Annotated in this window: 18 protein-coding genes; 14 read left to right on the top strand and 4 right to left on the bottom strand. The window is 63.6% G+C overall.

From position 1 onward, the window contains the following. Positions 1–57: 57 nt before the first annotated feature. The 3 genes from JN280_RS02485 to gcvA all read right to left on the bottom strand — a co-directional run bounded on the left by JN280_RS02485 (position 58) and on the right by gcvA (position 2795). A complete protein-coding gene (locus JN280_RS02485) occupies positions 58–489 on the bottom strand; it encodes an acyl-CoA thioesterase (protein WP_202309955.1) in 432 nt (143 codons plus the stop codon). Next, on the bottom strand, positions 489–1649 hold the full coding sequence (locus JN280_RS02480; protein WP_202309954.1) for an iron-containing alcohol dehydrogenase: 1161 nt from the start codon (positions 1647–1649) through the stop codon (positions 489–491). The genes JN280_RS02485 and JN280_RS02480 overlap by 1 nt, the downstream gene beginning before the upstream one ends. A gap of 171 nt (positions 1650–1820) precedes the next feature. Continuing rightward, positions 1821–2795: a transcriptional regulator GcvA gene (gene gcvA / locus JN280_RS02475; protein WP_202309953.1), complete on the bottom strand. Its 975-nt coding sequence runs from the start codon at positions 2793–2795 to the stop codon at positions 1821–1823. Between the two features lie 115 nt (positions 2796–2910). On the opposite strand from gcvA, the gene speB reads away from it, so the two are divergent. From speB to JN280_RS02405, 14 genes are all read left to right on the top strand, one after another. After that, positions 2911–3972 carry an agmatinase gene (gene speB, locus JN280_RS02470; protein ID WP_202309952.1) on the top strand — a complete coding sequence of 354 codons (1062 nt, stop codon included), beginning with the start codon at positions 2911–2913 and terminating at the stop codon, positions 3970–3972. A gap of 75 nt (positions 3973–4047) precedes the next feature. Continuing rightward, positions 4048–5136: an ABC transporter substrate-binding protein gene (locus tag JN280_RS02465; protein ID WP_202309951.1), complete on the top strand. Its 1089-nt coding sequence runs from the start codon at positions 4048–4050 to the stop codon at positions 5134–5136. An 84-nt stretch (positions 5137–5220) separates the two neighbouring features. Next, positions 5221–6258, top strand: a complete 1038-nt coding sequence (locus JN280_RS02460; RefSeq protein ID WP_202309950.1) for an ABC transporter ATP-binding protein — start codon at positions 5221–5223, stop codon at positions 6256–6258. Further along, positions 6255–7109: an ABC transporter permease gene (locus tag JN280_RS02455; RefSeq protein WP_202309949.1), complete on the top strand. Its 855-nt coding sequence runs from the start codon at positions 6255–6257 to the stop codon at positions 7107–7109. Before JN280_RS02460 ends, JN280_RS02455 begins: the two co-directional genes overlap by 4 nt. Then, a complete protein-coding gene (locus JN280_RS02450; protein WP_202309948.1) occupies positions 7106–7909 on the top strand; it encodes an ABC transporter permease in 804 nt (267 codons plus the stop codon). Before JN280_RS02455 ends, JN280_RS02450 begins: the two co-directional genes overlap by 4 nt. Then, positions 7906–8682: a carbon-nitrogen hydrolase family protein gene (locus JN280_RS02445; RefSeq protein ID WP_202314475.1), complete on the top strand. Its 777-nt coding sequence runs from the start codon at positions 7906–7908 to the stop codon at positions 8680–8682. The genes JN280_RS02450 and JN280_RS02445 overlap by 4 nt, the downstream gene beginning before the upstream one ends. 422 nt (positions 8683–9104) lie before the next feature. After that, entirely contained in the window at positions 9105–10349 is a 1245-nt protein-coding gene (locus JN280_RS02440; protein WP_202309947.1) for a hypothetical protein, read from the top strand. A gap of 21 nt (positions 10350–10370) precedes the next feature. Further along, positions 10371–12044 carry an AMP-binding protein gene (locus tag JN280_RS02435; protein WP_202309946.1) on the top strand — a complete coding sequence of 558 codons (1674 nt, stop codon included), beginning with the start codon at positions 10371–10373 and terminating at the stop codon, positions 12042–12044. A 28-nt stretch (positions 12045–12072) separates the two neighbouring features. Continuing rightward, a complete protein-coding gene (locus tag JN280_RS02430) occupies positions 12073–13218 on the top strand; it encodes an FAD-dependent monooxygenase (RefSeq protein ID WP_202309945.1) in 1146 nt (381 codons plus the stop codon). Further along, positions 13215–13721 carry an acyl-CoA thioesterase gene (locus JN280_RS02425; RefSeq protein WP_202309944.1) on the top strand — a complete coding sequence of 169 codons (507 nt, stop codon included), beginning with the start codon at positions 13215–13217 and terminating at the stop codon, positions 13719–13721. The genes JN280_RS02430 and JN280_RS02425 overlap by 4 nt, the downstream gene beginning before the upstream one ends. Continuing rightward, on the top strand, positions 13718–14482 hold the full coding sequence (locus JN280_RS02420; protein WP_274609088.1) for a maleate cis-trans isomerase family protein: 765 nt from the start codon (positions 13718–13720) through the stop codon (positions 14480–14482). The genes JN280_RS02425 and JN280_RS02420 overlap by 4 nt, the downstream gene beginning before the upstream one ends. A 55-nt stretch (positions 14483–14537) precedes the next feature. Continuing rightward, a complete protein-coding gene (locus tag JN280_RS02415) occupies positions 14538–15512 on the top strand; it encodes a TRAP transporter substrate-binding protein (protein WP_202309943.1) in 975 nt (324 codons plus the stop codon). A gap of 57 nt (positions 15513–15569) precedes the next feature. Beyond that, a complete protein-coding gene (locus tag JN280_RS02410; protein ID WP_202309942.1) occupies positions 15570–16100 on the top strand; it encodes a TRAP transporter small permease in 531 nt (176 codons plus the stop codon). 2 nt (positions 16101–16102) lie between these two features. Further along, positions 16103–17392 (top strand): TRAP transporter large permease, encoded by a 1290-nt coding sequence (locus JN280_RS02405; RefSeq protein ID WP_202309941.1) that lies wholly within the window; start codon positions 16103–16105, stop codon positions 17390–17392. Here the strand turns inward: JN280_RS02405 and JN280_RS02400 are convergent. Beyond that, the gene (locus tag JN280_RS02400; protein WP_202309940.1) at positions 17387–18121 is read right to left on the bottom strand and encodes a TetR/AcrR family transcriptional regulator; all 735 of its coding nucleotides are present in this window, start codon (positions 18119–18121) and stop codon (positions 17387–17389) included. The genes JN280_RS02405 and JN280_RS02400 overlap by 6 nt on opposite strands. Between the last annotated feature and the right edge of the window lie 71 nt (positions 18122–18192).

Genomic DNA, 18192 nt, shown 5'->3' with positions numbered 1-18192 from the left:
CCGGGATATTGACAGCGATAGAGCGTCCTTTGCGCGTCCAGGCTGACAGGCGGTGCTCTATGCTATCTCCTCCAGTACCTGTCTCAGCCGGGGGGCGAGCGGCTTTGGCCGGCGGCTCTGCCGGTCGACATAGACATGGATGAAGAACCCTTCGGCGGCGGCCTGCTCCTCGGCGTTGCGGAACAGCCCGACCTCGTATCGCACCGAGGAACTGCCGAGCTTCGCCACACGCAGTCCGGCGGTCACCACATCGGGGAAGGCGAGCTCGGAAAAATAGCGGCAGCCGGTCTCGACCACGAGGCCGATCTGGTCGCCGGCATGGATATCGAGCGCGTTCCGTTCGATGAGCCAGCCATTAACCGCCGTATCGAACAGCGAATAATGCACCACATTGTTCATGTGGCCGTAGATATCGTTGTCCATCCAGCGCGTGGTGATCGTGCGGAAGGTTCGATAGGCGCTTCTGGGCGACGGTTCGGGCCTGCTCATCAAAGCGCGGCCTTGTAGATGGCGAGCGCGTCTGTCTCCGTCACCGGACGCGGATTGTTGACGAGGAGCCGCGTCTGCTTCATCGCGTCGGCCGCCATGCCGGCGAGATCGTCGGCGCCGATGCCGACCTCGGCAAGGCGCGTCTGCATGCCGAGCCGCTTCGAAAGGCCAGCGAGTTCCTCGATGAAGGCGGCGCAGCGCCCCTGGTCGCCGTCTTCCCGCGACAGATGCGGGAAGGCGTCGGCCGCGATCTCGGCATAGAGATGCGCCGCGTCGGGCGCGTTGAAGCGCAGCACATGCGGCAGCACAAGCGCGTTGGAAAGCCCGTGGGGGACGTGGAACGTGCCGCCGATCGGATAGGCGAGCGCATGCACCGCGGCCACCGGCGAATTGGCGAAGGCCTGGCCGGCGAGCATCGAGCCCAGCAGCATGGCGCCGCGCGCCTCGATGTCGCCGCCTTCGAAGACGGCCTTCTCGATGTTGGCGCCAAGCAGCCGCAGGGCCTGGTGGGCGAGCATTTTCGACAACGGGTTGTTGTTGGGGCTCCGCGAGGCATAGGCCTCGATCGCGTGGACCATGGCGTCGACGCCGGTCGCGGCAGTGATCGCAGGCGGCAGGCCGAGCGTGAGGGCTGCATCGAGCACGGCGATGTCGGGCAGGATGACCGGGCTGGAGACGCCGCGCTTCTCGTCATCGCCGACGGTGATGATGGAGACCGGCGTCACCTCCGAGCCTGTCCCCGCCGTGGTCGGCACCAGCACCAACGGCAGCCGGGGGCCCTTGGCCTGGGCGACGCCCCAGGCCTGGTCGAGATCCTCGCCGGAACCGAGGAGCAGGGCTGCGAGCTTCGCCACGTCGAGCGACGAGCCGCCGCCGAAGCCGACGACGCCGGTTGCGCCCGCCGCACGACCGGCCTCCACCGCCTTCATCAGCGTTGCCCGCGAGGGATCCGCTTCGACGGCGTCGAACACCGCCGGCTTCCCGCCTTCCGCCTCCAGCGAGGCGAGTGCGGGTTCGCACAGGCCCAGCCGCCGAAGCCCGGGGTCGGTGACGAACAGGATCGAGGGTCCGAGGCGCCTCCCGGCCAGAGCGCCGAGCCGCGCGGAAGCTTCGGGTTCGAAGACGATCGATGGAGTCGTATTGAAGGTAAAGGGCGTCACCGGCTGTCTCCTCTTGCAGCTTCCTGCCAGTTAGCGCATCGGCCGGAAAATCGGAACGGCTTTTGGAACGCACGTCATGTGAAACAGATGTGTGAATTGCGGATGGTGGAGCGTTTCATCGGTTTCCAGGGCAACGTCTTGCGCGGCGGAAGTCCGACCGTACCAGCCCGCCTATTCCAGGCGTGGCGTCTGCTTGCGCGGCGTGGGCGCGCGCTTCTTGCGGATGGCGATCTGGCCCGCCAGCGGTGCTTCGATCGTGCCGGCCGCCACCTCTTTTTCGGCGAAGATCCAGTCGATGAAGGCCTTTACCACCGGCACGGAGCGCAGGTCGCTGCGGCACACCACATAGAAATCGTCTACGGCAGGCACGGAGAGGTTGAACGGGGACACAAGCTGGCCGCGCGCCAGCAAGGTGCTGGCCGTCACGGTGTCGCCCAGCGCCACCCCGTTGCCGTGCACGGCGGCCTCGACCGACAGGCGCGCATCGGCGAAATGATGTTCCTGGAACCGGCCGAGATCGAGCGCGTCGGCTGCAGCCAGCCAGGTGTGCCATTCGCGCCCGTCGTCGCCATGCAGGATCGTCTGGCCGGCGAGGTCGCGCACGGTTCGGATCGGCCGGTTGTTGATCAGTGTCGGACTGACGACCGGGAAGAGCTCCAGCTCGGACCATTTCTTCAGCCAGCAATCGGTCCAGCTCCCGTTGCCATAGAGCACGCAGACATCGACGTCGGCGGATCTGATGTCGCCGGGATCGTTGGACGCGTTGAGCGTCAGCTGGATGCCCGGATAGAGGGCCGTGAAGGAGCCGAGCCGCGGGATCAGCCAGAAGGAGAGCAGCGCCGGCACGCAAGTGATGGTCAAGGCGCCGGAACTCACAGGCCGGCGCAGGCGCGCGGTGGCGGCCGCGATCCCGTCGAAGGCACTCGACACGGCCGGCAGCAGTTCGGCGCCGTGCGGGCTGAGCTTCACCCTCTGCCCGTGGCGCTCGAACAGCTGGACGTCGAGCGAGGCCTCCAGCGCCTTGATCTGGTGGCTCACCGCGCCATGTGTGACGTTCAGCTCGGCCGCCGCCTTGGACAGCGATCCATGACGGGCAGTGGCCTCGAAGGCGCGCAGTGGATTGAGCGGCGGCAGGCGTCTCGCCATTGTTACTATTTGTGAGATTTCCTCACAGATAACCCTATAACAATATCAATTGTCTTTTCAATATCGCTGCGGCATGAATCTGCGATCGCTGCTCGGCATCGGGAGGGTTCGAAGCATGACATGGGATCCCCGCAAGCTCGACGATCTGCGCCGCAAATTCGGCGAAGCCCATGGCGGAGAGGTTTTCGACCCCAGGTTCCGTCGTGTCGCGGACAAGATCTTCTCCAAGAGCGGAACCCGCCTGGCGCCCTATTCCGGTGTCCCCACCTTCCTGTCGGCGCCGTATCTGGCCGTCGATGCCGACAAGCCCGATTTCGGCGATCTCCAGGTCGCTATCGTCGGCGTGCCGATGGATCTCGGCGTGACCAACCGCAACGGCTCGCGCTTCGGCCCGCGCGCCCTGCGCGCCATCGAGCGTATCGGCCCCTACAATCACGTTCTCGACTGCGCGCCGACCCACGATCTGCGGGTCGCCGACATAGGCGACGTGCCGTTCGCCAGCCGTTTCCGCCTCGAACAGAGCCATGACGACATCGAGCGGCGCATCGCCCAGATCGTCGAGGCCGACGTCGTGCCGCTTTCGGTCGGCGGAGACCACTCGATCACCCATCCGATCCTCAAGGCCGTCGGCAGGCAGCGGCCGGTCGGCATGATCCATATCGACGCCCATTGCGACACCGCCGGGTCGTTCGATCAGACGAAGTTCCACCACGGTGGACCGTTCCGCAACGCCGTGCTGGACGGCGTCCTCGACCCCAGCCGCACCATCCAGATCGGTATCAGGGGCTCGTCGGAATATCTGTGGGAATTCAGCTACGAGTCCGGCATGACCGTGATCCATGCCGAGGAGATTTCCGGCCTCGGCATAGCGGCCGTCGTCGAGAAGGCCAGGCGCGTCGTCGGAGACGGGCCGACCTACCTGTCCTTCGACATCGACAGCCTCGATCCGGCCTTCGCGCCTGGAACCGGCACGCCCGAAGTCGGCGGGCTCACCACCCGCGAGGCCCTGGAGATCCTGCGCGGCCTGAAGGGCGTCAACCTCGTCGGAGGGGATGTCGTCGAGGTCGCTCCGCAGTATGATGCCACGACGAATACGGCCCATGCCGGCGCCCAGGTGCTTTTCGAGATTTTGAGCCTGATGGTCTTCAGCCCCTTCGTGAACGGCGAGCGCGGCTGACGACACGTCCAAGAAAAAGAAAAACGCGAAGCACGGGAACTGCCGGGCGTCCGGCGTCAGTTAGAGGAGAAATAGATGAACAGGATCATCGATAGCAAGTTCAGCCGCCGGGCGGTGCTCGGCGCCGGTCTGGCGACCGCCGGCGTGCTCGCCATGCCGTCGGTGCTGCGTGCGCAGGACAAGTCGCTGAAGGTGGGCGTCTATGGCGGCTACTTCAAGGACTCCTTCGACAAGCACATCTTCCCGGAATTCACCAAGGCTACCGGCATCGCCGTGGAATCGGTGGCCGAACCGACCGGCGAGGCCTGGCTGGTCCAACTGGAGCAGGCCGCCAAGGCCGGGCAGGCGCCGGCCGACCTGTCGATGATGTCGCAGACCTCGACGCTCAAGGGGCAGGCGACCGAATTGTGGACGCCGCTCGACACGTCGAAATTCAAGCATTTCGACAGCCTGCTGCCCCAGTTCGTCAACAAATACCCCGACGGCCGCGTGGCCGGCATCGGAGCGGTGGCATGGTACATCACGCTCGTGACCAACACCGACGTCTTTCCGACCGCACCGGACTCCTGGGCCGCACTCTGGGATCCGGCCAATGCCGACAGGCTCGGCCTGCTCGCGCTCGCCTCGAATTCATTCCTGCTCGAAGTGACCGCGACGACCTTCATGGGCGGCACCAACGCGCTCGACACCGAGGAGGGCCTCCTGAAGGCCTTCGAGAAGCTGGCAGAAGTCAAGCCGAACGTCCGCCTCTGGTATCGTGACGAGGCGCAGTTCGAGCAGGCGCTGAAGTCGGGCGAGATCCCGATGGGCCAGTATTACCACGACGTCACCGGCCTCGCCGCCAAGGACGGCCAGCCGGTCCGCTCGACCTTCCCCAAGGAAGGCGGCATACAGGATTCCGGCAACTGGGTCCTTTCGCGGGCGTCGAAAAAAATCGACGAGGCGCATGTCTTCATCGACTATATGAGCCAGCCTGCGGTGCAGGCCCTGATGTCGCGCAATGTCGGCACCGCTCCGACCCTGAAACGCGACGTGCTCGACCTGAGCGCCGAGGAATTCGCGTCCGTTTCTTCCGAGATCCCGCCGATCATTCCCCGCTATGACCTCTATACGAGCAAGGCGGACTGGATCAATCAGAAGTGGACGGAGCTTATCGTCGGCTGACGGGATCGACAGACGCGCATCCTTGAACGCCGCCGGGCACGGCCCGGCGGCCGTGTGCAACGCTTTTGATCAGGCGGATGAGACATGTCGGGACTGACGCTAAGCGCCGTTACCAAGCAGTTCGGAACCTTCAATGCGGTCGATCATGTCGACCTTGCGGTACCTCACGGCACCTTCGTATGCCTGCTCGGCCCCTCGGGCTGCGGCAAGACCACCCTTCTGAGAATGATCGCCGGGCTCGAGGAGCCGACGGCGGGCACGGTCGTTCTCGACGGCCGGGACATCACGCCGGTTCCCACCCACAAGCGCGATCTCGGCATGGTGTTCCAGTCACTGGCGCTGTTTCCCCATCTCTCGGTCGGCGACAACATCTCCTATCCGCTGCGCATCCGCCGCGCGTCGCGTGACGAGCAGGCGAAGCGCGTGGAGGAACTCCTCAGGATGATCCATCTGCCCGGTTTCGCCGACCGGCCCGTGGCTAAGCTCTCGGGCGGGCAGCGCCAGCGCGTCGCGATTGCCCGGGCATTGGCGATCTCGCCGAAGCTTTTCCTTCTCGACGAACCGCTCTCGGCGCTGGACGCCAAGCTGCGCGAGTCCATGCAGGTCGAACTGCGCCAACTGCAGCAGAAGCTGGGGATCACCACGATCGTGGTCACCCACGACCAGCGCGAGGCCATGACCATGGCCGACCTCGTCGTCGTCATGGGCCAGGGCAGGATACGTCAGGCGGCCGCGCCGATCGAGATCTACCGCAAGCCCGCCGACACCTTCGTCGCCGACTTCATCGGCTCGACCAACCTGCTCGACGTCGAGGCGGATGGCGCCGGCCGCGCCTCCGTGCTCGGCCGCGTCGTTCCCGGCCTGGCGATGCCGGCTGGACTTGCCAGGGCGTCCGTCTCGATCCGGCCGGAAGACATCCGCATCACCGCCCCCGGCCAGGGCACCGTCGACGGGACCGTCACCTTCGTGCGCGACCTCGGCGGTACCATCGAGACCTTCGTCGATGCCGCGGGCACGACGATCATTGCTGTTTCGACCCCGCGCGAGCGCCCCGAGGTGGTCGCCGGGCAGACGGTCGGCGTGCAGCTTCCGACCGAAAGCTGCGTGGTGCTGAAGCAATGAGACGCGAGGTCCCCAAGGCGCTTGCCGACTACACGCCGCTGGTCTTCCCGGGGCTGATGCTGACCGTCTTCTTCGTGGTCCCGTTCTCGATCATGATCGCGGTGAGTTTTTTCAAGCGCAATCCGTCGGGTTTCTACACGCCCGATTTCGTTTTCGACAACTACGCCCGCTTCCTCTCCGCCTTCTTCGGCGGCGTGCTGGCCTTCTCGCTGATGCTGGCGATCGCTGTCGCGGTCGCCTGCGTGGTCATCGCCTTTCCCTTTACCTACCTCCTGACGAAGCAGTCGCGCCGCGTGCAGACCGTGTGGTTGGTCGGGCTCTTGTCGATCCTGTCGCTGTCCGAGGTCATCATCGGCTTCGCCTGGTCGACGCTGTTCTCGCGCACGGCAGGGATCACCAATCTGTTCGTCGCGCTCGGGCTGATGTCGGAGCCGAAGGCGCTGCTGCCGGGCTTCGGCGCGGTTCTGACCGGCATGGTCTACCAGGCATTGCCCTATACGATCCTCGTCCTCTATCCCGCCCTGGTGCGCCTCGACCCGACCTTGCTGGAGGCGGCCCGCACGCTCGGATCCTCGCCCCCGCGGGCCTTCGTCAACGTCGTCGTGCCGGCGCTGCGCAACACCATCGTCGCCACGCTCATCATGGTGTTCGTCTTCGCGCTGGGCTCCTATCTGTTGCCGCAGATCCTGGGCAGGCCGCAGCACTGGACCTTGTCCGTGCTCATCACCGATCAGGCGATCTACCAGTCCAACATGCCCTTCGCGGCGGCGATGGCGGTGTTCCTGGTGCTGATCTCGCTGGGTCTGGTCGGCCTCACCCTCCTCATCGGACGCAGGGAGCACGCCGCATGAGCCCGAGCTTCTTCCGCCGCCTCTATTTCACCGCCGTCGGGCTGTTCCTGGCCGCACCCATCATCGTCGTGCTCGGCGTCTCGGTGAACGAGAAGCAGGATCTGGCCTTCCCGCCGAAAGGCTTCTCCCTCGCCTGGTACGGTCAGATCTTCCAGAATCCCGAATGGCGGAGCGCCTTGATCGCGTCGCTGCTCCTGGCGCTGACGGCCGCCGCGATCGCCGTCGCCATCGCCCTGCCGCTGGCCTGGTTCATGTGGCGGCGCATCGCGCCCTGGGCCAATGTCTTCCAGGTCCTGGGGCTCGCTCCCTTCATCCTTCCGCCCGTCATCACCGCCCTTGGCTTCCTGAGCTTCTGGGCTACGACCGGTTTCTACGGCCAGCCCTGGACGGCGGCGATCAGCCATTCGATCTTTTTCGTGACGCTGCCGCTGGTCACCTTGTCGCTCGGCTTTGCCTCCATCGACCGGTCGCTGGTCGAGGCGGCGTCGACCATGGGCGCCGACGACCGCACCGTGATGCGCACGGTGGTCCTGCCGTTGATCCTGCCCTACCTGGTTTCCGGCTACGCCTTCGCTTTCGTGCTGTCGCTCAACGAATATATCATCGCCTATATGACGGTCGGCTTCACCATGGAGACGCTGCCGATCAAGATCTTCAACGCGCTGCGCTACGGCTATACGCCGACCATGGCGTCGGTATCGGTGTTCTTCGTCGCAATCGCCGCGCTCGTCTTCGGCCTCATCGCCAGATTCGGCGACATCAGGCGGCTGTTGGGTGCGATGTCGTCGGACGGCAACTGATGCGCATCGCGGCCCTCCAGATGCAGGCGGCGGCCGGCGATCCGGCCGCCAATCTCGCGCGCATCGAAAAAGCCGCTGCCGAGGCGGCGGAAAAAGGCGCTTCGATCCTCGTCGCTCCGGAACTCGCCGTGACGGGCTACGGTGCGGGCGAGGCCATCCTCGACCTGGCCGAACCGGCTGACGGGCCGATGGCGGGGCGCCTGGGGGCGATCGCCCGCGCCGCCGGCGTCGCGATCGTGACCGGTTTTGCCGAGCGCGGCGGAAATGCGGTCTACAACAGCGCGCTTTTCGTCGATGGCGCCAGCCTGGCGGTCGTCTACCGCAAGTCGCATCTCTATGGCGACTACGAGCGCGCACTGTTCCGGCCGGAGAAGCCGAGCGCCGGCATCATAGAGCATGGCGGCCTGAAACTCGGCCTGCTGATCTGCTACGACGTCGAATTCCCGGAGAATGTAAGGCGTCTTGCGCAGGCCGGGGCCCAGGCTGTGCTCGTGCCGACGGCACTGCCGGCCAGCGACCATGCCGCCCTGATCGCCCAGAAGATGATCCCGGTCAGGGCCTTCGAGAACCAGATATTCGTCGCCTATGTGAACCATTGCGGCACAGACGAGCGTTTCGCCTATGCCGGCCTTTCGGGCATTGCGGCGCCCGACGGCAACCTGCTCGCCAAGGCCGGTGCCCGAAACGAGGCGCTCCTCCTCGCCAGGATCGAGCCGGAAGCCTATCGAGCCTCGGCTGCCGAGAACACCTATCTGGCCGATCTGAAGGTGTGATCGCGCCGGGCTTTCGGCAGCCTTGGGACATATCGGCGCTCACCGAGCGCTGAAGCCTCGCTTCTGCTGCCCATGTCAGACATCGTTTGAAGCGGCGCTACCGAAGACGGCGAAGACCGGTTGTGGGCTTCGAACATTATCTCCTGCGTCTCGCGCGGACAGGTCCGCAAGAACATCATGCGGCTCTGGCGGTGCCGGACAAGGGCCACCGTCACTGTACCGTCGCGCCGATGATCAGGGCGACCTCGTGTCACCAGCCGAACATTGCCGGGAAAGCGGTCGTCTGGCTACAGCCCGATAAACGCAGTAGCAGATCAAGCATTTGATATCCAATCGCTATCTTAGAAAATGACACCATATCAATTTATATTGACATGGTGTCAAATATGTGGATTCATAGAGATGCGAACAGGATCAGTGATATGCCCGAACAAGCTTTCAAACCCCTGGCCGGCCTGCGGGGCGCGCAATGGAACGAGGATCGTCTTCCCGCAGACCTCGTTGCCACCGTGCACACGCTGACGACCGTCGATGGGGCCAACGCCACGGGCTATCTCTACCGCCGCGGCGGAGAGAGGGCAGTTTGCTGTCTGATGCATCCGCGGGAGATTCTGGCGACCCACTACCTCGTGCCGGAGCTTCTGGAAGCCGGAGCCGCCGTCTGGGTCCAGGGTTCCAGAAGCGCGGGCAACGACCTGCGTCTGGAGCACGAACTGGCGGTGCTCGACGTGGATGCGGGAACGGCGTTCCTCAGGGACGCTGGCTACGACCAGATCGCGCTGGTCGGAAATTCCGGCGGCGGCGGACTCTACGCCTACTATGCCGAACAAGCGAACCTGGCCTCTGCCGACCGTGAAACAAAGACGCCTGCTGGGCGGCCGGTGAAACTTGCCGACGCTCCAATGGCGCGCCCTGATCTCATGATTTTCGTGGCGCCGCATCCGGGGCAGGGATTGCTTCTGATGAATTCTCTCGACCCCTCTGTCACGGATGAAAACGACCCCCTGTCGCTCGATTCTTCACTCTTTCCGTTCGCGGCAGCCAACGGTTATGCGCCGGAAGGCGCGCGCTACGCGCCGGAATTCGTCGCCCGCTACCGCGCGGCACAGCGGGCGCGAGTCGAGCGGATCGACGCGAAAGCCCGCGAAATGGTCCGAGTACGCATGGCGGCGCGCAAGGCCGAAAGGGCTGGCTACTCGGACGAGATCACCCGGCTGGCCGCCGGCTGGCAGCAGGTTTTCGAGGTGCCGCGAACCGACGCCGATCTCAGGAACTGGGATCTCGCGATCGACCCGACAGACAGGAGTTTCGGTTCGCTCTGGGGCCGCGACCCGTTCAAGACGAACATGAACGGCGTCGGCTTCGGCAAGGTCTGCACGCCCGAAAGCTGGCTTTCTACATGGTCCGGTCTCACTTCGAAGGCGGGCGTTCTGCGCTGCGCCCCGACCATCGAGCAGCCGACTTTCGTGATCCGCTATACCGCCGACGCCTGTGTATTCCCCGAGGAGTTGGAGGAAATCTTCGGCGCCTTCGCCGCAACCGACAAAGACCTCGCGGTGGTGCGCGGCACCCATCACGGCCAGCCCATCGCCGCGGGCGAACCGAGCGGTCAGGAGCTGGCGGGAAAGGCGATCCGTAGCTGGCTCAAAGACAGGCTGTTGACCTGACGAGGTCAGAGGGAGGAGAGCATGACATTCGCGCCCAAACATCCCATCGAAGGCGTGGTCTATCCCGATCCGGCGGATCTGGAACGCTGGTACGACGCAGGGGCGCTGAGCTTGGAATCGCTTGGCGACGGTTTCCGTACCGCCGCCCAGGCCCACCCGGACCGCGACGCGATCATCTGGCTCGAGGGCCATATCAGCTATCGCGAGCTGGATGAGACCACCGACAAGGTTGCGGCTGGTCTCCTGGGTCTGGGGCTTGCGCCCCTCGACCGCGTGGTGTTCCAACTGACCAACACACCGGAAACGCTGATCTCGTTTCTTGCCTGCTGGAAGGCCGGGATCATTCCCATCTGCACGCTCGCGGCTCACCGCGAAGCCGAAATCGGCTACCTCGGCTCTTTCGGTGGCGCGAAAGCGCACTTCATCGAAAGCGACGCTGCCAAGTTCGACTTCCACGCCTTCGCAAAGAAGATGCAGGGCGAGGTGCGGGGGCTGGAGTTGATCGTCTCGACCCGGGGGGAAGCGGGCAGGGGTGCCCTGTCTCTTGCCGATCTGATGGCAAGCGATCTGGAAGACGCCCGGCGCAGGCTCTCCAAGGTTCCCCAAGATCCCTGGCAAGTCGCGACCTTCCAGTTGTCAGGCGGCACGACGGGGGTGCCCAAGATCATTCCCCGGATCCACGCAGAGTACCTCTACAACATGCGTCAGGTCATGGCCTTCAAAGGCTGGACGGCCGAGGATCGTCTCTTCGTGCCGATGCCGTTTGCACACAACCTCAACATGGGCTGCGGGTGGGGCCCGTTCATCATGTCGGGCGGCACTGTGATCGCCACGCCGCGCGTCGATCAGGACGCGATGCGCGATGTGCACAACGCGCTGTCGCCCACGGTCATGGGCGCGGCAAAGCCCATCGTCATGCGGATGAAAGCCGAGATCGCCGAAGGCCGGATCCCGACGGGCAATCTGCGCGAGATTTTCTCCACCGACGCCGCCGAGATCGTCAGCAAGGACATGGGCGTGCCTGGTCATCACATCTTCGGAATGACTGAAGGGACGATCATGTTCACCCGCGAGGGCGACAGCGACTTCGTGCGGTTCGAGACATGCGGGACGCCGATCTCGGAGCACGACCAGGTACGGCTGCTCAAGCCTGGCGCCGAGGACGAGGTTCCGGTGGGCGAGATCGGCGAGCTGGCCGTCTTCGGCCCCTACACGATCCGCGGGTACTACAACGCTCCCGAGCGCAACGGCGAGACCTTTACCTCGGACGGCTTCTACCGTTCGGGGGATCTGATGATGTGCCATCTGATCGACGGCGTAAGATTCTACTCGTTCGAAGGTCGCCTCAAGGACGTGATCGACCGCGCGGGCGAAAAGGTGAATTGCGAGGAGGTCGAACGCGCCGTGATGGCACATCCGGCCTTCAGCGACGTCGCCGTCGTCGGTATGCCGTCGCCCACCCATGGCGAGCGCATCTGCCTCTACGCCGTAGCGCGGCCGGGCGCGACGCTGCCGGATGTCAAGGAACTGGGCGCGTTCCTCAAGGACGCGGGCCTCGCGATCTTCAAGTGGCCCGAGCGGATAGAGCGCATCGACGCGCTGCCGCTTACCAAGGTCGGCAAGCTCGACAAGGGCGCGCTCAGACAGCGGATCGCGGACACTCTCATGGCCGAGGAAGCTGCGGCAAACGGCTGAACCGCACCCATCGGCAAGGAGCACTGGCATGAAGATCAATATTCTAGGCGGCGGGCCGTCGGGACTCTATTTCGCCTATCTGGCGCGCAAGCAACTGGGCGACATCGAGATAAACGTCCACGAACGCAACGCGCCCGACGCGACCTTCGGTTTCGGCGTGGTCTTGGCGGGCGCTGGTCTCGCGCGGCTTCAGGCGGCGGATGGTGAGAGCTTCGACCGGCTTCAGGCAATCACCAAGGTTCTGGGCAACCAGGAGATCATCCTGAACGGCAAGCGTGTCTTGATCGAGGGGCCGGCGTACGGCGGCGCGGTCGAGCGGCTGACGCTCCTGAATATGCTGCAAGACATCTGCGCCGAAGCGGGCGTGAACGTCACACATCACGACGAGATCAACGATCCCCGCGTGCTGGAAGACGCGGACCTCGTAATCGGGGCGGACGGGGCGAATTCCACGCTGAGGCGCGCCCACGAGGCCGAGTTCGGCACATATGGCAGCCAGCTCTCCAACGCTTTCGCCTGGTATGGCGCCGAGCGGCTGCATGACCGGCCGACGCTCAGCTTCCGCAACGCCGGCGGCGGTGCCTTCTGTGCCCATTACTATCCCTACACCGACCGGATGTGCACCTTCGTGATGGAATGCGACCGGGCCGCCTGGGACGGCTGCGGATTTGCAGATATGGCCGACGATGAGCGCCAGGCATTCGTCGAGGACCTCTACGCCGAGGATCTTCAAGGCCAGTCGTTGATCTCGAACAAGTCCGAATGGCGGAACTTCCAGCCGGTCTGGAACGACAACTGGACCTTCGGCCATCGCGTGCTGATCGGTGACGCCGTCCGGCGCGCGCATTTCTCGATCGGCTCCGGCACCCGCATCGCGATGGAGGATTCGATCGCGCTGGTGAAGGCGCTCAAGCAGGAAGATGACACCGAGGCAGCGCTCGCCGCCTATGTTGCCGCCCGAAAACCAGCGGCCGACATCCTGATCGGCGCCGCGCGCGAAAGCTACACCTGGTACGAGGAGATGGGGCGGCACATGGCCGAAGCCAGATCGCCGCATGGCTTCGCCTTCACCTATCTCACGCGCACCAGCCGTGTCGATGCCACCCGTGTCGCGGCCGACCACCCGGATTTCATGGCAGCCTGCGAGGCCGAACGAGAAGGGATAGAGCAATGACCATCCCCTACGCGTTCTTTCCGCCGACCGAGGAAGTCATATCGGACGAGCCGCTCGTGCTCAGGCGCGTGGTTCGCTGGGGCGACTGCGACCCGGCCGGCGTCGTCTACACGCCGCGCTTTCTCGACTATGTCGTCTCGGCGCACGAAGCCTTCGTCAGCCTGATGCTTGGCGGGCCGATCCACGTGTTCAAGGACGAACTCGCGGTCGATTTCCCGGTGCGGGGCGTCGAGATCGATTTCCGCGAGCGTCTGCCGCTCGACACCCAATTCGACATGGAGGTGCGCGTGGGCGAGATCCGCACCCATACGTTCGACCTGCAGATTCGCGCCCACAAGCTGGAGGCCGGAGTCAAGCGCCCGGGCCCTCTGGCGTTCCTTGCACGAATCTCGCCCGTGACTGTCAGCCATGAGACACGCGCTGCAGTAGCGCTTCCGCAGGGTCTCAGGAAGCGGGTGGCCGAATACGCCGCGGCATATCCTGCGCAGAAGGAGGAAAGCTGATGCGCGCCCATCGCGTGGGCCAGATCGTGCCCTCATCGAACATCACGATGGAAACCGAGATCCCTGCAATGCTGCGAGCACGCGAGACGATCCGACCGGAGAGGTTCACCTTCCATTCGAGCCGCATGCGTATGAAGAGAGTGACGCAAGAGGAGCTCACGGCGATGGACCGGGATTCGCTGCGCTGTGCGCGGGAGCTCGCCGACGCCGACGTGGACGTGATGGGGTATGCATGTCTCGTCGCAATCATGAGCCAGGGCCTTGGCTATCACCGCGTGTCGAAATCCAATCTGGAGGGCGCTATCGCGAAAGAGGGCAAGGAGATTCCAGTCGTGTCCTCGGCCGGTGCGTTGGTGGAGGGGCTGAAGAAACTTCGCGCCAGGCGGGTCAGCCTGCTGATGCCCTACATGAAGCCGCTGGCCAACCGCGTCACTGACTACATCGCAAGCGAGGGCTTCGAGATCCATGACAGCCTGGCGCTGGAGATCGAGGACAATCTCGAGGTCGCCGCCCGCGACCCGATGGCCCTTGTCGAGGACGTCAAGCGCCTCGATACGAACGGCGTCGACGCGGTGGTGCTGTCCTGCTGTGTGCAGATGCCGTCGCTGCCGGCGCTGGCACCCGTCGAGGCGCGCCTCGGCATCCCGGTCACCTCGGCCGCCGCATGCACAGTGCGGGCTATGCTGACCGAATTGAACCTCGAACCGGTAGCCCCAGCCGCCGGGGCAATCCTTGCGCCCGCACTACAGCCGGCCGTCTGAATTCAAAGCAAATCAAAGGCGCCGACGATCGGCGCAAACAACGGGAGGAGCCCAAATGAAGAACCTTGCAAAGCTGCTTGCCTGCACCGCACTCATCTCCATCGCCAACATGGCATCGGCTGAAACCATGGTGCGCATGCTGAAGACCTGGGATGAGCGCTATCCGGGTTCAGTCGTGATTTGTGACCGCTATGCGCAGCTCCTGACCGAAGCCTCCGGGGGCCAGATCGTCGTTCAGATGTCAGGTCCCGAGACTATTCCGCCGCTCGAACAACTGGAACCCACGCAGAATGGTTTGTTTCAGGTGCTTTGTACGTATCCCGGCTTCCATACCGGCGCGGTAACCTTGCTGACAGGTTTGGAAAGCATCCGGCCCGATCCCGAGCGTTTCCGTTCCAGCGGCGCTATGGAGATAGTCCGTGAGACTTATGGCAAACTTGGCCTCTATGCCATTTCGGTACCGCTTGCCCATGGATACTGGATGTTTCTCAAGCACGGGCTGTCCGAGGCGGGTGACCTTGGCGGCATGCAGATCCGCGCCCTGCCGCCGCAGCACCCCTACATCACGGCAATCGGTGGTACACCAGTAGTGTTGCCCCCGCCGGAAATGTTCAGCGCCCTCGAACGGGGCGTCGTCGACGGAGCTATTTTCCCTGCCGCGGGCGCGACCGGCTATGGTTTTCCGGAGGTCACGAATCGATATTTCGACGCCGGGGTAACCTCTCCGCATGTGATCCTCGCCAATCAGGCTTTCTGGGATGGTCTATCCGAGGACATCCGTCAGACCTTTCTCGAGCAAGCGAAAATTCTCGAGGATGAGACCCCGCGGATCTACGACAAGCTTATCGCCGAAGAGCAGGAAAAGGTGGCCGGCGCAGGCATGGAACAACTCGCGCTGGACGACGAAGCTGCTTCCAAGCTTTCCAAGGCGATCGTCGAAGGTTCGTGGAGCTTCGCTGCAAGCCGGGACGCGGCGGCCGCGGAGCAACTTCGCGCCGCCATTGAGCAAGCGGACCTGCTGACCAAGTAGATCTGCGCGGCCGCCGGGCGGTGTCGTGCTGTCCGGCGGTGCAAGGGGAGGAAAGCAATGCTCTCATTGATCGGGAAAGCTCACGATCGCTCCAGCGAGATTGGCCTCTGGTTGGGCGTTGCGGCGCTCGCCGCCGTTGCCTTTCTTTCTTTCGTCGCCACCATGTCGCGCTACTTTCTGTCTGCGCCGATTGGTTGGGTGCCGGATTGGGCCGGCTATTTGCTCGCCGCTTCGGTCTTTGTCACCGCACCCGCCGTGACCCGACGCGGCCAACACGTCGCCATGGACATCCTGGCGACTTACCTTACGGCGCCCGCCGCTCAGCGGCTTCTCGCCAGTGTGGCCCTTGTTCTGACGCTGGCAATCCTCGCCACCATGAGCTGGGTCGTCTGGCAATCGCTCATCGCTGCCTATCGAGCCGGCACGTGGACGGCAGCTGGATACCCAATTCCGCGTTGGTGGCTTCTCGCTTTCGTTTTCTACGGATTTGCATCGTCCAGCGTGCACGTTCTGCGAATACTTTGCGAAGTTCTGGGCGGTAGGCCCGCCGACCTCGCCGTCCCTCACCCCGACCCGGAAGGATTCTGAACATGCCAATCTCGGCTGCTGGCGTTCTCCTTCTCACCCTTTTCTTTCTCGGGGTACCCATCTTTGCGGCCTTCTTCGGCTTCAACATCCTTGCGGCGCTGATGCTCATGGGGCCGCAGATGCTGTCGATCTTCTCGGCCTCGATCCTTGATACCGTCACCACTTCCGAACTCGTTACCGTGCCGCTTTTCATCCTGCTCAGCGAGCTCTTGTTTCGCTCCGGCTGTATTACCATCCTGTTCGACTCGGTTGATGACATTGTCGGCCGCATCCGTGGGAGACAATATGTCATCATAGTCCTCATCTCGGTCCTGCTTGGGGCGCTCTCAGGTTCCGCCATTGCTGTCGCGGCAATGCTTGGCCGAACCGTTATGGCCGAGGGGATCGAACGCGGCGGCGACAAGAAGCTCTTGTCGGGCCTCGTACTTGGAGGTGCCTGCCTGGCTCCGATCATTCCACCAAGCTTCCTCGTGGTCTTGATCGGGATGCTATCCGGGACTTCGATCTCGGCCCTGCTCGCCGCCGGCGTGTTGCCCGGAATAGTCGCGGGTGGGCTGTTCTTCCTCTACGTTCAGGTGCTTCTCTGGCGCGATCCGTCGCGCGACATCACGCGTACAAGTGACAAGCCGCGTGGTCCGATGTGGAAGGCGATCCTGTCGCTTCTACCGTTCTCAATCGTGATTTTCGCGGTCCTCGGATTGATCCTGCTCGGCGTTGCCACGCCAAACGAGTCGGCAGCTTGTGGTGTCTTTGGTGCTCTCGCCGTTGCTGCGGTCTACCGCAGGCTCTCCACTTCAATGTTGATCGAGGCGCTCAAGGGCTCGATTCTGATGTCCTCGATGATCCTTCTGATCATGGCGGCATCGAAGATTCTGACGCAGCTCATGGCGTTCTCCGGCCTGACGAATGATCTCGTCGCTGTCTTCACCGCGCTCGACTTCCCGGCGGTGGCAGTGCTTGCAGTGCTGATGCTTATCCCCTTTGTTCTTTGCATGTTCCTTGATCAGATCGCGCTCATGCTGATCCTGATTCCGATCTACAAACCACTCTTGGACACCTTCGGCTTCGATCCCCTGGTGTTCTGGACACTGTTCCTGTTGAACCTTACGCTCGGAGCGATCACCCCGCCATTCGGCTATGCACTCTTCGCGCTTAGCGCCTCCAGTCCGCGCGAAATAGGTCTCAGAGATATATATGCCGCGTCCTGGCCATTCATCGGGCTGATCGTTCTGACGCTCGTCCTGGTATGGGCGTTTCCGCTGCTGGCCACTTGGCTACCGTCGCGGCTATGATCGGCGCAGTGGTTCGAAATGATCGAGGAGCGCCTTGAGCCCAAGCTCGAAGGCATCGTCAGCGCGCACCCGGGCAAAGGCGCGCAGCCCGAACTCCAGCCCGGGCATCTCGCCCGGGCGATAGGCGTTGGCCCTTTCCGTGAGAAAACTCTCATGGGCTGCGGGCTCGAGTCGCGTATTCGCCGACGTGGCAGCTGATAAGCAATGAAGTGCCAGCGTGTGATAGAACACTGCGGCAGTTTCTGCATCGAAGCCTGCGTCGCGGAGCATCGAGAAGATCCGGTCGAGATACCGCGCCCCATAATCCGTCTCACCATCGCGTACTTTCTGGAACACTCGGAACCTCGCATGCCGCTGAATGTGCTCTGCCGCGCCGACATGGCCACGTTGGCAATTCATAAGCGTGCGGGCAAATAGTGTCAGATGCTCCCGCCATCCGAGGTTGCTTGGTAACTCATCGAGTCGGGCAAGAAGGCCCTTGTAGAAGCGATTTAGGATGGCAGAGGCGAGATCGTCCTTGGTGCCGATGTGGTAATGCAGTGCGCCAGGCTTCACGCCCAGTTCCCGGGCCATCTGAACGAACGAAACATTGTCGATCGATTGGGTTCGCGCCTGGTCGTATGCCAGGTCAACGATCATCTGGCGGTTTACCAGCCCTTCGACTGCGTCACCGTTGGACCTGGGGCGGCCGCGGCCGCGCCTTTTTTCACGAACTGCGTTCATCTGCATTTTATTGCCATACTCACAATTTCCTTGGCAATCGGATTAAATTGAGATACTATCAATAAAGACCGGTAAGA

Origin of the sequence: Mesorhizobium sp. L-8-10, assembly GCF_016756635.1 — a bacterium.
GTDB lineage: Bacteria > Pseudomonadota > Alphaproteobacteria > Rhizobiales > Rhizobiaceae.
The sequence above is the reverse complement of the archived record's forward strand: the minus strand, read 5'-3'. Positions and strand labels throughout refer to the sequence as shown.